This window comes from Shewanella sp. SG41-3 (genome assembly GCF_014164545.1).
In the GTDB taxonomy this organism is placed as follows: Bacteria; Pseudomonadota; Gammaproteobacteria; order Enterobacterales; family Shewanellaceae; genus Shewanella; species Shewanella vesiculosa.
The window spans coordinates 1-14,299 of record NZ_JACJFJ010000007.1; the positions used below are offsets into that span (position 1 = coordinate 1).

General features: G+C 43.3%; 11 protein-coding genes. 1 reads left to right on the forward strand and 10 read right to left on the reverse strand.

Annotated features, from left to right (window positions below; translation table 11 throughout):
• Positions 1 to 583: 583 nt before the first annotated feature.
• Positions 584 to 3,304 carry a preprotein translocase subunit SecA gene (gene secA / locus H5164_RS14145; protein ID WP_182756747.1) on the reverse strand — a complete coding sequence of 907 codons (2,721 nt, stop codon included), beginning with the start codon at positions 3,302 to 3,304 and terminating at the stop codon, positions 584 to 586.
• Positions 3,305 to 3,362: 58 nt separating this feature from the next.
• On the reverse strand, positions 3,363 to 4,262 hold the full coding sequence (locus H5164_RS14150) for a M23 family metallopeptidase (RefSeq protein WP_124018384.1): 900 nt from the start codon (positions 4,260 to 4,262) through the stop codon (positions 3,363 to 3,365).
• A gap of 27 nt (positions 4,263 to 4,289) precedes the next feature.
• Between H5164_RS14150 and H5164_RS14155 the strand changes: the two genes are divergently transcribed.
• A complete protein-coding gene (locus H5164_RS14155) occupies positions 4,290 to 4,742 on the forward strand; it encodes a DUF721 domain-containing protein (protein ID WP_182756750.1) in 453 nt (150 codons plus the stop codon).
• 4 nt (positions 4,743 to 4,746) lie between these two features.
• Here H5164_RS14155 and lpxC read toward each other — a convergent pair whose 3' ends face one another.
• From lpxC to murD, 8 genes are all read right to left on the reverse strand, one after another.
• Positions 4,747 to 5,667: a UDP-3-O-acyl-N-acetylglucosamine deacetylase gene (gene lpxC, locus H5164_RS14160; RefSeq protein WP_124018382.1), complete on the reverse strand. Its 921-nt coding sequence runs from the start codon at positions 5,665 to 5,667 to the stop codon at positions 4,747 to 4,749.
• A 209-nt stretch (positions 5,668 to 5,876) separates the two neighbouring features.
• On the reverse strand, positions 5,877 to 7,043 hold the full coding sequence (gene ftsZ, locus H5164_RS14165; RefSeq protein ID WP_124018381.1) for a cell division protein FtsZ: 1,167 nt from the start codon (positions 7,041 to 7,043) through the stop codon (positions 5,877 to 5,879).
• 26 nt (positions 7,044 to 7,069) lie between these two features.
• The gene (ftsA, locus tag H5164_RS14170; protein WP_124018380.1) at positions 7,070 to 8,305 is read right to left on the reverse strand and encodes a cell division protein FtsA; all 1,236 of its coding nucleotides are present in this window, start codon (positions 8,303 to 8,305) and stop codon (positions 7,070 to 7,072) included.
• The gene (locus tag H5164_RS14175) at positions 8,306 to 9,073 is read right to left on the reverse strand and encodes a cell division protein FtsQ/DivIB (RefSeq protein WP_182756752.1); all 768 of its coding nucleotides are present in this window, start codon (positions 9,071 to 9,073) and stop codon (positions 8,306 to 8,308) included. It abuts the gene before it with no gap.
• A gap of 124 nt (positions 9,074 to 9,197) precedes the next feature.
• Positions 9,198 to 10,652: a UDP-N-acetylmuramate--L-alanine ligase gene (gene murC, locus H5164_RS14180; RefSeq protein ID WP_124018378.1), complete on the reverse strand. Its 1,455-nt coding sequence runs from the start codon at positions 10,650 to 10,652 to the stop codon at positions 9,198 to 9,200.
• Position 10,653: 1 nt separating this feature from the next.
• Entirely contained in the window at positions 10,654 to 11,757 is a 1,104-nt protein-coding gene (gene murG, locus H5164_RS14185; RefSeq protein ID WP_182756754.1) for an undecaprenyldiphospho-muramoylpentapeptide beta-N-acetylglucosaminyltransferase, read from the reverse strand.
• The gene (gene ftsW / locus H5164_RS14190; protein WP_124018376.1) at positions 11,757 to 12,971 is read right to left on the reverse strand and encodes a cell division protein FtsW; all 1,215 of its coding nucleotides are present in this window, start codon (positions 12,969 to 12,971) and stop codon (positions 11,757 to 11,759) included. The genes murG and ftsW overlap by 1 nt, the downstream gene beginning before the upstream one ends.
• Positions 12,961 to 14,283 carry a UDP-N-acetylmuramoyl-L-alanine--D-glutamate ligase gene (murD, locus tag H5164_RS14195; RefSeq protein WP_124018375.1) on the reverse strand — a complete coding sequence of 441 codons (1,323 nt, stop codon included), beginning with the start codon at positions 14,281 to 14,283 and terminating at the stop codon, positions 12,961 to 12,963. Before murD ends, ftsW begins: the two co-directional genes overlap by 11 nt.
• Between the last annotated feature and the right edge of the window lie 16 nt (positions 14,284 to 14,299).

Sequence of the window (14,299 nt, forward strand, 5' to 3'; positions counted from 1 at the left end):
TGCTTATCTCACCGAAGTGAAACAAGTCTTTGTACATATTACTATGAACATTCATCGTTGCATTGAGTTTAAATTTTTTGATTGCCAACATTCCGAAGAACAGAAGACAATTTCGAATAACTCAACACCTGTGAATGTCCACACAGATTACTTGATAAATTGTTAAAGAGCGTGATGTCAATTTTTCAGACATCGCCGTAAGACGCTAGGTCGTTGGCTTGGGCTGCGTATTCTACGCAATCCCTTTATGGCGTCAAGTGTTTTTTCAAACTTCTTTTTGCCTGTTATCAACACCACTAGGTGGTTGCTCATAACGCTAACCGGTTTTTGCTTTCGCTGTCTGCCGTGTCAGTGGATGCGCATTATAGGCAGCTTAAGATTTAGTGCAAGCGCTTTTGTGCAAAAAAATGATCTTTTTATGATCTTTTTTCCATTTGACGACTTAACTACATGATACCCACTATTTACCCCCAAAGTTATCCACAGAAGACTAATTTTGCAGTGTATTTTATGAAACTAGAAACAAAAAAAGGTAGCGAATAATCGCTACCTTTTTTATCTAACATCAATAGTGAACCGAGAGTTAACTGAGTTTACCGTGACATTGTTTGTACTTTTGTCCTGAACCACATGGGCATGGATCGTTACGGCCTATTTTCTCGCCTTCACGGATCACTGTTCTAGGAGCCTCGACTTGCTGCTCTGCAGTATCACTTAATGCTTCTGCTGATGCGTGTTGATAAGCCAGTTTAATTTTTGCTTCTTCATCACGGCGACGTTGCTCCATTTGATCAACATCTGATTGTGCTTGGACTTGTACTTTAGACAATACACTTATCACGTCATTTTTTAGTGTTTCAAGCAGTTGTTGAAATAACTCAAACGATTCACGCTTATATTCTTGCTTTGGATTTTTTTGTGCATAGCCACGTAAATGAATACCTTGGCGCAAATGATCCATAGCCGCTAAGTGTTCTTTCCAAAGGCCATCTAGCGTTTGTAGCATTACCGCTTTTTCAAATTGACGTAATACTTGTGCACCGACCATTTCTTCTTTAGCTTTATATAAATCACTCCATGAAGATAAGATCCGTTCGCGTAGCGTCTCTTCATGCAGATTGTCATCTTCATCTAACCATTTTTGAATCGTTAGCTTTAGACCAAACTCGTTACCAAGGCGTTGTTCAAGTCCTGGTACATCCCACAGTTCTTCAAGTGATTGCGGTGGAATATATTGATCGACAATTCCGCTGATCACATCTTGTTCAATATTCTGAATTGTGTCTTGGATACTCTCAGCATCCATTAACTCATTACGTTGTGCATAGACAACTTGGCGTTGATCATTAGCCACATCATCATATTCAAGTAGCTGCTTACGAATATCAAAGTTACGCGCTTCTACTTTACGCTGCGCATTTTCAATAGCACGTGATACCCATGGATGTTCGATGGCTTCACCTTCTTCCATGCCAAGCTTCTTCATCATGCCTGATACACGGTCAGATGCGAATATACGCATCAAGCTATCTTCCATCGACAAATAGAAACGTGAAGAACCCGCATCACCTTGACGACCCGCACGACCACGTAACTGATTATCGATACGACGAGATTCGTGACGTTCGGTACCTAGGATGTGTAAACCACCTGCAGCAACCACTTCATCATGACGAATCTTCCAATCGGCTTTAATCTTGGCTTTCTGTTCTGCGGTAGGATTATCTAGTGCTTCAATTTCCATGTTCCAGTTACCGCCTAATACGATATCTGTACCACGACCAGCCATGTTAGTTGCAATTGTTACTGCACCTAAACTACCCGCTTGAGCAACGATCTCAGCTTCTTTTTCATGGAATTTAGCATTGAGCACGCTATGAGGGATTTTGGCTTTTTTCAATAACGTATTAAGCAGTTCTGATTGCTCAATAGATACCGTACCCACCAATACTGGCTGACCGCGTTCACGACAACTTTCGATATCTTTAATAATCGCGGCATATTTCTCTGGCGCAGTAAGATAGACCAAATCGGCCATATCGTTACGAACCATTGGACGGTTTGTCGGAACAACAACCGTGTCTAAGCCATAGATATGCTGAAATTCAAATGCTTCAGTGTCAGCGGTACCGGTCATACCGGCAAGTTTTTCATACTGTCTGAAATAGTTTTGGAAAGTGATAGAAGCCAGAGTTTGGTTTTCATTCTGGATTTTAGCACCTTCTTTAGCTTCCACTGCTTGATGTAAGCCTTCAGACCAGCGACGTCCAGGCATAGTACGGCCTGTATGTTCGTCGACAATGATGACTTCATCATCTTGAACAATATAATCGACATCTTTTTCAAACAAGGTATGTGCGCGAAGTGCTGCATGAACATGATGCAATAGCGAAATATTCGTCGCAGAGTAAAGCGAGTCGCCTTCGGCTAACATACCTTTTTCAATTAAAAGCAGTTCAACTTTCTCTTGACCACGTTCAGTTAAATGAACCTGTTTGCCTTTTTCATCAATACTGTAGTCACCTTCGCCAACATAATCTTCGGTGTCTTCTTTATCTTGAGCAATGAGACTTGGGATCAATAAATTAATTTTAGCGTAAAGTTCAGAGCTGTCTTCTGCAGCACCGGAAATAATCAGTGGTGTACGCGCTTCATCAATTAAAATTGAATCGACTTCATCAATAAGGGCATAGTGCAATGGTCGCTGAACACGCTCTTGTGGCGAAAATGCCATGTTGTCGCGAAGATAGTCGAAACCGAATTCATTATTGGTACCGTAGGTAATATCTGCGTTGTAAGCTTCTTTCTTTTCGAATGAACCTAAACCCGCGATGTTTATACCGACGCTTAATCCTAAAAACTCAAACAGTGGACGGTTATTCTCAGCATCACGGGTTGCCAAGTAATCGTTCACGGTAATAACGTGAACACCTTTACCCGTTATGCCGTTAAGGTAAGCAGGCAAAGTTGCCGTAAGTGTTTTACCTTCACCGGTTCGCATTTCAGCAATGCGATTACTGTCGAGTACCATGCCGCCAAGTAACTGCACGTCAAAATGGCGCATATCAAACACACGCTTTGATGCTTCACGAACAACAGCAAATGCTTCTGCCATGATGTCATCTAACGTTTCGCCATTTTCTAAACGTGCACGGAACTCTGCCGTTTTCGCCTTCAGTTCTTCATCAGAAAGCTTTTCGTAATCTGCTTCTAATGCATTAATTTGAACAACAATTTTTCCAAGACTTTTCAGGGTGCGGTCGTTGCGACTTCCGAATACTTTTGTCAGTAGTTTGCCTAACATCTTAATCACTTATCTGTTGTAGGTTTGGCTCATTTGAGCGCATTAACCGTTAATATTATTAACTTGCTTTGCGGTAAACGTATTTCTGTGGATCTATTTGTTGTTTACCACGCAGCACTTCGTAATGCACATGGGGGCCGGTTGAACGGCCTGTGCTTCCCATACTGGCAATTTTATCGCCTTTGGCAACCACGTCACCTACGTTTACTGACAGAGATTTATTATGTCCATAGCGAGTGCGAAGACCATTACCATGATCTATTTCGACTAACTCACCATATCCAAGCATTCTTCCTGACCATGTTACAACGCCTGCAGCAGTAGCCGTAACATCCGCCCCTTCTTTGCCGGCAAAATCAATGCCTTTATGCATTGTTCGTCGGCCACTAAAAGGGTCATTTCGTAAACCATAGGGCGAAGATAACCAACCTTTATCGATTGGCCGCCCTGATATATAACGCTCTTCATCTATATGGAGATTAGATGCTACTGTTTCAAGTAGGGATAGCTGAACGTTATTATTATCAATTCTAGATGCCAGCTTATTCATTTCATCGATAAGCTGACTTAATTCGACACCATTACCGATTTCGCTCAATCCGCCGATACCGACTTCTGTAGAGAAATCAAATTGGTCATCAAGGAGGTTATTTTGCGCTACTTGCTGCCCAAGGGCTTCAAGTCGGGTGATTTTGGCCTGCAATTTTGCCACGTGAGTGACTAAAGATGCTAGCTGGGTTTCAGTTGCAGTTTTGAGTTCTACCACTTGTTGCTTTTGCTGTTGGCGTAGTTGCTTATTTTCATCAACTTTCGCTTGTTGGTTAGCAAAACGCTCAGTGCTGTATTGATATATTCCTGTGCCGGTGGCCATTAGAATAATAGGTAGGAGTAACCAACGCTTACTTGGTTGCCAGCGCGTTACACCATTTCGACCTTGGATAAAAACTGTTACACTCATAGCCTAATTCAGCCATCTTATTATCATATGAAAAAGCCCCCTCAAGATCTCAGCAATTTAGTCCATTTGTCTGGGAGACTGCCTGAACTGGCCGAGAAAGCAGAACTACTTAATAATCTGAATCGTTATGTAAAACAGACATTAAATGGCCCTGTGGCTGAGCAGCTAAAAGTCGCTAATCTCCGCCAGGGTGTTCTTGTTATTGAAACGACATCCGCAGCATGGGCTGCTAGAATAAACTTTCAAAAGCAGAAGCTATTAAAACAGCTTCAAACTGACACACTTCCGATGCTTACTGCTATTGAGGTCAAAGTCAATCCTGGGCTTGCCTTAGCAAAACCACAATCTCAAACTAATCAAAATGTGATCAGCACCACTGCAGCACAGCATATTGAAGCATTAGCAGAACATGTCGATGGTTCTCTAGGTGAAAAACTAAAACGGCTGGCTGCATTAGCCAGCCGTAATAGGCAATCTTAACGGGTTAAACGTGCGCCAACGCACCTGGAACCATGAAGCTGACAGGCACATCAGCCTCTTTGTCAAAGCTGACTAACTCCCATGCTTCTTGCTGAGCAAGTAATGCACGCACGAGTTGGTTGTTTAACGCATGCCCCGTTTTGTAAGCCGAAAATTCACCGACAATTGCATGACCAGCAACATATAAGTCACCAAATGCATCGAGAATTTTATGCTTAACGAATTCGTCTTCATAACGCAGACCATCAGGGTTTAATACACGATATTCGTCAAGTACAACGGCATTTTCCATGCTGCCACCTAATGCAAGATTATTTGCACGTAGGTATTCAATATCCCGCATAAAACCAAATGTTCTGGCACGACTAATGTCTTTCACAAACGCTGATGTCGAAAAATCCATCACCATGTGTTGTTGACTGCGGGCAATTTCAGGGTGAGCAAAGTCAATTTTAAAATCAACTCTAAAGCCTTTAAAAGGTTTTAACTCGGCCCATTTATCACCATCTTCAACACGTATAGGCTTAGTAATTTTTATATATTTTTTCGCTGCAGCTTGTTCTTTAATACCTGCGCTTTGCAGCAAGAACACAAAAGGGCTTGCACTGCCATCCATAATCGGGATTTCTGGTGCATCGACTTCGATAATAGCATTATCGATGCCTAAGCCAGCAAGTGCTGCAAACAAATGCTCAATAGTTGATATTCGAATACCAGCATCATTTACAAGGGCAGTACACATTGTGGTTTCACGAACCATATCTGCCTTGGCTGGAATAGACACAGCAGGGCTAAGATCGGTACGCTTGAGTACAATCCCTGAATTCACTGGTGCGGGCTTAATGCACAGAGTCACCTTGTTGCCAGAATGTAATCCGACACCAGTGCTCTTCACCATCTTTTGAACAGTTCTTTGAAAAATCATTCAGTAGCCCATAAATATCAATATTAAACAAATAGTTGCAATAATAGCCTCAGGCTATCATGCATAACTGGTACAACATGCTACCATAAATTTAGTTTTTCACAAAAAAAACGCCAAATACGTTGCAAATTGTAAACCTGTTTACAAAATAACCTTTATCAGCACATCGCGCTCATTAGTCACGCTAAACATTGCGTTTTATCCGTCTATTAATCCGCTTGCTTACGTAAGAATGCTGGAATATCAAGATAATCAGCATCAGTACGTTGCGCTGGTTGAGGCTGTGGTACAGCATTACCTTTTGGCGCAGCATAGCTTTGTTGTGATACAACTTCATCAACGGGTTCTGGACGAGGTTCTATCGCAACAGGTTCTGGACGAGCAACAGGCTTAGACACTAGCTGAATGTCTGGCTTTTTCTCAGCGCCAATACCAGTAGCAACAACAGTTACACGTAATTCATCACTCATTTCAGGATCAATCACAGCACCAACAACAACTGTAGCGTTATCAGATGCGTAAGCTTTAACATGGTTACCCACTGTTTCAAGCTCTTCAATAGTGATATCCATACCAGCAGTAATGTTAACTAGCACGCCACGAGCACCGGCTAAATCGATATCTTCTAGTAATGGACTGGCAACGGCAGCTTCTGCAGCTTCTTCTGCACGATCATCACCACGAGCAACACCAGTACCCATCATGGCATTACCCATTTCAGACATCACTGTTTTCACATCGGCGAAATCGACGTTGATAAGACCTGGGCGAGTAATAAGCTCTGCAATACCTTGAACGGCACCCAGTAATACGTTGTTAGCTGCAGCAAAGGCATCAAGTAGTGATGTACCACGACCCAATACTTTTAATAACTTTTCATTTGGGATCGTAATTAACGAATCCACATGTTTAGCTAATTCAGCAATACCAAGTTCTGCATATGCCATACGCTTTTTCCCTTCAAAAGGAAAAGGCTTAGTCACAACAGCAACCGTTAGAATACCTTCTTCACGCGCAATTTCAGCCACGACTGGTGCAGCACCGGTACCGGTACCACCGCCCATGCCTGCAGCGATAAAGATCATGTCAGACCCTTTTATTGCTGCACGAATGTTCTCGCGATCTTCCTCTGCAGCTTGACGACCGACATCAGGATTTGCGCCAGCACCAAGGCCTTTAGTAACATCGCGTCCTAGCTGGATAGTTGAACCCGCACTTGATTTACGTAGTGCTTGTGCATCTGTATTTGTGACGATAAATTCAACACCTTCGATGCTGTGTTTTACCATATGTTCGACAGCATTTCCGCCGCCGCCACCGACGCCGATGACTTTAATCACCGCTTCGTCTGAATGTGTATCCATGATCTCAAACATTGTCTGATCTCCGTTTGTCTGCGTTATTAAAATTCACCTTTAAACCAACTTTTGACCCGATTCAAAAAGCTGGTAACCCCTTGTCGCTCAGGTCGCTCGAACTGTCGTTCGATAACTCGCCTTGCGCCATAATGAAGCAACCCTATTCCGGTAGAATAGATTGGTTGATCCACATATTCGTATAATCCTTTAACTGGTAGCGGAGAGGCAACACGAACTGGCATACCAAAGGTTGCTTCTGCAATTTCAACGGCACCCGATATCGATGACGTTCCTCCGGTAAGTACAATCCCTGCAGCAATTTGATCTTCTAATCCGCTATCTTGTAACTGCTTAAGCACAAGCTCAAACAATTCTTGGTATCTTGGTTCTACCACTTCTGCCAGCGTATGACGTGACATGCTGCGTGAAGGTCGACCACCTACTGATGGTACTTCAATACTATCTTCACGACTGACGGTTGAACTTCTGGCACTGGCAAATTGCACCTTAATTTGTTCTGCATGCGTTAAGGGCGTTCTGAATATCTTGGCAATGTCACTGGTAACTTGGTTACCCGCTACTGGGATCACCGCACAATGCCGTAATGCGCCGTTGGTATATACAGCAATATCAGTTGTTCCACCACCAATATCAACAATACACACACCTAAATCTTTCTCATCATTTGTGAGCACTGAATCTGCTGAGGCGATACCAGAAAACACTAAATCGTCAACTTTTAGCCCACAGCGTTCAACACTCTTAGTAATATTTTTGGCCATATCATTGGCACAGGTCACGATATGCGCTTTCGCTTCCATACGCATGCCCGACATGCCAATTGGGCTCTTAATCCCGTCTTGAACATCGATAGAATATTCTTGTGGCAATACGTGTAAAATACGACGTTCTGTCGGGATCTTAACCGAGCGCGCGGTATGAATAACGTTGTCAACATCTTCCTGAGTCACTTCTTCATCGTTAATCGACACCATGCCATTTTCATTTTGACAAGCAATGTGCTTACCCGAAATGCTTAAATACACAGAGGCAACCTGACAATCTGCCATAAGCTCTGCTTGATCTAACGCTCGCTGCACGCTGCGTACGATAGAGTCGAGGTCATTTACGCCGCCTTTGTCCATACCGCGAGAAGGATGATTACCTAAACCAATGACACTAATTTCACCATCAGGTAATACTTCGCCAATGATCACTGCGACTTTGGATGTCCCTATATCTAACCCCACGATGAGGTTTCTTTCCTGATTTTTGGTCATTTATTGTCGACTCTCTTTTTCTGAATCATCCCAACCTACGGCGAACCCGGTATCGTAACGTAAATCAACGGTTGCAACGGGTTTATCACTCTGCTTCAAAGTAGGATACACATTTATAAAGCGTTGTATCCTTGCCATTTTATCTTCTCGACCAAGTTCAATTTGAATGCCATTAGCCAATACTGCATGCCAAGCATGACGTGGACTTAGGCGTAAACTGGCCAACTTAAACTGGTTTATCGTCAATAACTCATCTAACTGCTTATAGCTGGTCAAGACTTCCATTTCAGCCCCTTCAGGGCCATATAACTTAGGTAACGTATCATGTTCTGCATGCGCTAACGCATCAAAAACCTCACCATTAGTATTGAGCCAAGACACTTCATTCCAATGCGCTACAACTTGCTGCTCTTGTAAAGTGATCTTAAACTTTGCCGGCCATTCACGCCTAACAGATGCATGATAAACCCACGGCAAAGCTTCTAATGCTTTTTGAACATCCGCAACATCGGCACTAAAAAAACTACTTTGCATTAATGATTGCAAGGCGTTCTTTATCTCGTCATCGGTGGTATAAATTCGCTCGCCTTTAATGGCAACCGCTTCAATTGGTAATGCATCTGCATCATTGAGCAGATCATGCAATTTCACCCCACCCCATACTACGGTGCCAAGTACACTGCATAAAAACAGTACGCCAGTGCAAAAATACCAATTAACACGAGCCAGTTTATGTTTTAGTTGCCGCCCTTTATCGCTCCACGACACCTTAAATCCGCCTCTGATATTGTTCCGGAGTTAATCCCAAAAGATCGGTCATTATATAGACCAATTCAGAAGGTTTAAAGCTCGATTTTTACACGCAATAATTGGTGAAAAATCAATCGCTTTATTACTCTTCAGCAAGTACTTTACAACCCAGATTATTCTGAGCTAATTCTTTCGATAAACTACCAATATTACCTGCACCCTGGGTCATGAATAAATCACCATGTTGCAATACATCAGGCAATACCGCGGCTAGCTGATCTGGACTGGCAATAAAAATAGGGTCTATCTGGCCACGTAAGCGAATAGAGCGACATAAAGCACGTCCGTCCGCACCGGGAATAGGCGCTTCACCAGCTGCATAAACATCTAATAATAATAAACAATCTACTTGCGACAACACATCGACAAAATCTTCATATAAATCACGGGTACGGCTGTATCGATGCGGCTGATATGCCATAACTAGGCGCTTATCTGGCCAACCAGCCCTAGCCGCTTTAATCGTTGCTAATACTTCACTTGGATGATGACCGTAATCATCTACTAGCATCACATTGCCATTAGGTGTTTCAAATTCACCTAAATGCTGAAAACGTCGACCAATACCTTCAAATTGTGCAAGCGCTTGCACAATAGCGCTATCATCAATGTCGTCTTCACTGGCAACAGCAATCGCAGCTAATGCATTTAGTACGTTATGCTCGCCTGGTAAATTAAGCACAATATCGAGATTCTCTTTATTGTGACGTTTCACCGTAAAGCTTGACTGATGGCCGTTTTGAGAAAAATTAATCGCCTGTACATCGGCATCGTCACTAAAACCATAGGTCACAACTTGTCGGCCAATACGCGGCATGATTTCGCGAATAACCTCATCATCAATACACATAACGGCTACACCGTAAAACGGCAGGTTATGTAAAAAATCAATAAAGGTGGTTTTCAACTTTTCAAAATCACCACCATAGGTATCCATGTGATCGGCTTCAATATTGGTGACCACACTCACCATTGGTTGCAAATGTAAAAAGCTTGCATCACTTTCGTCTGCTTCAGCAATAAGGTATCGACTAGTGCCTAAGCGTGCATTGGTACCTGCACTATTGAGTAAACCACCGATGACAAATGTTGGGTCGCGTTCAGCTTGACCATATACACTTGCAATTAAGCTGGTAGTGGTGGTTTTACCGTGAGTACCGGCAATGGCAACACCATGGCGATAGCGCATTAACTCGGCTAGCATCTCTGCACGACGTACTATCGGAATACGTAATTCTTTGGCTGCGATAATCTCAGGATTTTGCTGGTTAATCGCTGTTGAAACCACGACGACATCAACCTGCTCAACACTTTGGGCCTGATGGCCAATAATGATTTTCGCACCCAAACTGACTAAACGTTCAGTCACACTATTGATGGCAATATCCGAACCGCTCACTTGATAGCCTTCATTCACTAGCACTTCCGCAATCCCACCCATGCCAGCACCACCAATGCCAACAAAATGAATGCGTTTGATCCGTCTCATCTCAGGGATCATGCTACGAAGCTGTGCGTATTTTTCTGTCTTTGTCATTTCAACCCTTTCTCGCAAATGAGGCACAAATATCTGCTACTCGTTCAGTGGCATCTAATACTGCTACACCTCTTGCTTTAAGCCCCATCTGGGCTAGTTCTTGTCTATTCTCAGCAAATAACTGCAACTTTTCCGCAAGATTATCTGCATTTAAAATGGTTTGTGGTAATAAAAATCCTGCGCCAGCATCAACAAGTACCGATGCATTTACGGTTTGGTGATCATCCACTGCATGTGGATATGGCACTAAAATACTCGGTAAGCCCACAGCAGCCAGTTCTGATACAGTAAGAGCACCTGATCGACAGACTACGACATCAGCCCAACGATAAGCGGCTTCCATATCATCAATAAATTCAGCAACATTGACACTGTCGGACTGCCCAAGCTGTTGGTAGTTAGCCTTGACACTTACTTGGTTGTTTTTGCCCACTTGGTGCCAAATTGTCAGTGAATGATATTTGCATAAATGAGCCACCACCGCTGGCATAACGTCATTCAATACTTTTGCGCCTAAACTGCCACCCACCACTAGCACCCTTAACGCATCTGCTTGTGGAGTTTTAATGTGTTCGCCTAACTCTATCAGCTCTTGGCGAATGGGATTGCCTACCACCTCAACATTGGCCACATCACTGGCAAAGGTATTAGGAAATGCACACAAAACCTTTTTGGCAATCTTAGACAGCAATTTGTTAGTTAATCCTGGAATGGCATTTTGCTCATGCAACACCAGCGGAATACCAGCTAATTTACCCGCCACGCCACCAGGGCCACTGGCAAACCCGCCCATCCCTAGAATGACGTCGGGCTGAAAGTCATCAATCACAGCTTTAGCTTGAATAATCGAACGTATAATTTTAAACGGAGCCGCTAACTTACGTATGAGCCCATTACCCCGCACACCTTTAATATCGATAAATTCAATATCAAATCCATGCTGTGGCACGAGACGAGCCTCCATACGATCGGCTGTACCTAACCAACGTACTTGCCAACCTTTGTCAGCTAAGTACTTTGCTACTGCTAGTGCCGGGAAAACATGCCCACCCGTACCGCCAGCCATAATCAATATCTTAGGAGAACGGCCAATATTACTGTTCATTAACTTGTTCTTCCTTTTACAGCTTGTACCAAACTAACTCGACGTTCATGATCTATCCTAATGAGCAACATCACTGCAGCGGTCATAATCCACAAACTACTGCCACCGTAACTAATAAACGGCAGCGTAAGCCCCTTGGTTGGTAACATACCAATACTGGCTCCCACATTAACGACTGTCTGAAAACACACCCAAATGCCTACACCATAGGCGACATAACTTTCAAAAGGACGTTGCATTTTTAAACATAAATTACCCAATCTAATCGCACGAATAGCAATGAAAAACAGTGCGCATAACACCATAATAATACCGATAAACCCGAGTTCTTCACCGATCACCGCAAAGATAAAGTCAGTATGCGCTTCTGGTAAATAAGCAAGCTTCTGAATACTGTTACCTAGCCCCTGACCAAACCAATCACCCCGACCGTAAGCCATCAACGATTGCGTTAACTGATAACCACTGCCGAAAGGATCTTCCCATGGATCCATAAACGAAGTCACTCGTCGCATACGATAAGGCTCAAATAACACCAGCAATACGAATGTCGCTACGCCTAGTAACACCAACACCATAAAGTCAGTAATGCGAGCACCAGCCAAAAAAAGTAGGCTTACAGTACACACGAACAACACGACCACAGTACCCAAATCGGGCTGTAATAGGATCAACACAGCGAACAAACCGTAAACGCCAATCGGTTTGTAAAAGCCTTTACGGTTTTCACGCAATTCACCATGACGACGAACTAAGTAACCCGCCATGTAAACAATAAATACAAACTTGGCCATTTCGGCGACTTGGATCCTAATGGGACCAATAGACAACCATCGACGCGCACCATTTACCGATGTGCCAATAAACAGCACAGCGATCAATAAGACCAGTACTCCAAGCATCAACATGCCGCTATTTTTTTCCCAATAGCTGACTTCGAACTTAAGCACCACAAATGCAATCACCACACAGCCAACAAGATAGAGCACATGGCGGTACATAAAATAAAATGGATCGCCTGTCAGCTTAGTTGCTTCAGGCATTGACGCGGACATCACCATGACAAAGCCAAAACACATCAAACCGACTATCGCGACGAGAAAACTACGGTCATACAATGGCATATCAGGTGTTTGTTCACCTGATAATAACGAGGGTAAAGTCCAATTAAGGCCTCGTTTAAACAAGCTCAGTTGCTGCTCGTTATTCGCCATCGGCTAATGACTCCACACATTGTCTAAAATCATCACCGCGAGCCATAAAGTTCTTATACATATCTAGACTGGCACACGCCGGAGACAATAATACGATATCACCAGACGATGCTAACTCAGCGGCTTTTGCAACGGCCTCAGCCATCGATGTGACCTCAATAGCTCCTGATTTTAATTTGGCTATTTTGCGCCCATCTCGGCCCAAGGTAATCAATTGAGTAATATTGGAAAGCGGTTCTGCAAGGGGACGAAAATCGCTGCCTTTACCATCGCCGCCAGCGATCAAGTATAAATCGCCTAAATGCGAGTTAAGCCCTTCCAGTGCGGCAACTGTTGCGCCAACATTAGTCGCTTTGGAGTCATTGATGTACGTCACACCTTGTTTCACACCGACAAGCTCACAACGATGGCTTAAACCAGCAAAGGTTTTAGCCACTTCAATCATGGACTCTTTACCAACCCCGCAAGCATCCGCTAATGCCATTGCGGCTAATAAGTTAGCGTGATTATGGCTGCCAATTAAGGTCACTTCATTTAGATTCATAATTTCGCTATCACCATGAAAAATCTTGCCATCACTTAATCCCCACGCATCACCTTCAGGCACGCCTAAACCAAAATTATTTTGATTCATTGGTTCAATTGGATAAGTTAATTCATCATCGCGGTTATACATGACAAAACGGCTTTGTGGATATAAACGTAACTTTGCTTCGCGGTAGGAGTTTAGGTCGCTATAGCGATCCATATGATCTTCGCTAATATTAAGGCATGTAGCCGCAATACAATGTAACGAAGCAGTGGTTTCAAGTTGAAAACTCGACAGTTCAAGTACAAAAAAATCAGCATTTTGAGGCAATAAATCCAGCGCTGGCGTACCAATATTGCCGCCAATAGCCACCGACTTACCGGCCGTTAGCAGCATGTCATATACTAAGGTCGTTACTGTAGATTTACCATTTGACCCAGTGATACCAACAACACACGGTTTTCTATCCGCTATCTCTCGGGCAAATAACTCAATATCACCAATTACTTCAATGCCCATGTCTAATGCCGCACGCACTTCAGGCGTATCAACAGGCACACCTGGGCTAATGATAATTTGGCTAGCCTGAACTAAATAACGACAATCAAACCCACCAGCTAATAACTCAATATCGGCAAACTCTTGCGCCAAGGTATCTGCACCGGGCGGATGACGACGACTGTCCATCACTAAAGGTTTGATGCCTTTAGTCGCTAAAAAACGCACGACCGAGAGCCCTGTAGCCCCCAAGCCTAAAACAATGTGCGTGTATTGAGTTTGCATAATACTGACCTTTATT

Excerpts from the sequence above, each read along its gene's own strand:
- secA (WP_182756747.1), bottom strand. The coding sequence starts at position 3,304 with ATGTTAGGCAAACTACTGACAAAAGTATTCGGAAGTCGCAACGACCGC.
- H5164_RS14150 (WP_124018384.1), bottom strand. The coding sequence starts at position 4,262 with ATGAGTGTAACAGTTTTTATCCAAGGTCGAAATGGTGTAACGCGCTGG.
- H5164_RS14155 (WP_182756750.1), top strand. The coding sequence starts at position 4,290 with ATGAAAAAGCCCCCTCAAGATCTCAGCAATTTAGTCCATTTGTCTGGG.
- lpxC (WP_124018382.1), bottom strand. The coding sequence starts at position 5,667 with ATGATTTTTCAAAGAACTGTTCAAAAGATGGTGAAGAGCACTGGTGTC.
- ftsZ (WP_124018381.1), bottom strand. The coding sequence starts at position 7,043 with ATGTTTGAGATCATGGATACACATTCAGACGAAGCGGTGATTAAAGTC.
- ftsA (WP_124018380.1), bottom strand. The coding sequence starts at position 8,305 with ATGACCAAAAATCAGGAAAGAAACCTCATCGTGGGGTTAGATATAGGG.
- murC (WP_124018378.1), bottom strand. The coding sequence starts at position 10,652 with ATGACAAAGACAGAAAAATACGCACAGCTTCGTAGCATGATCCCTGAG.
- murG (WP_182756754.1), bottom strand. The coding sequence starts at position 11,757 with ATGAACAGTAATATTGGCCGTTCTCCTAAGATATTGATTATGGCTGGC.
- ftsW (WP_124018376.1), bottom strand. The coding sequence starts at position 12,971 with ATGGCGAATAACGAGCAGCAACTGAGCTTGTTTAAACGAGGCCTTAAT.
- murD (WP_124018375.1), bottom strand. The coding sequence starts at position 14,283 with ATGCAAACTCAATACACGCACATTGTTTTAGGCTTGGGGGCTACAGGG.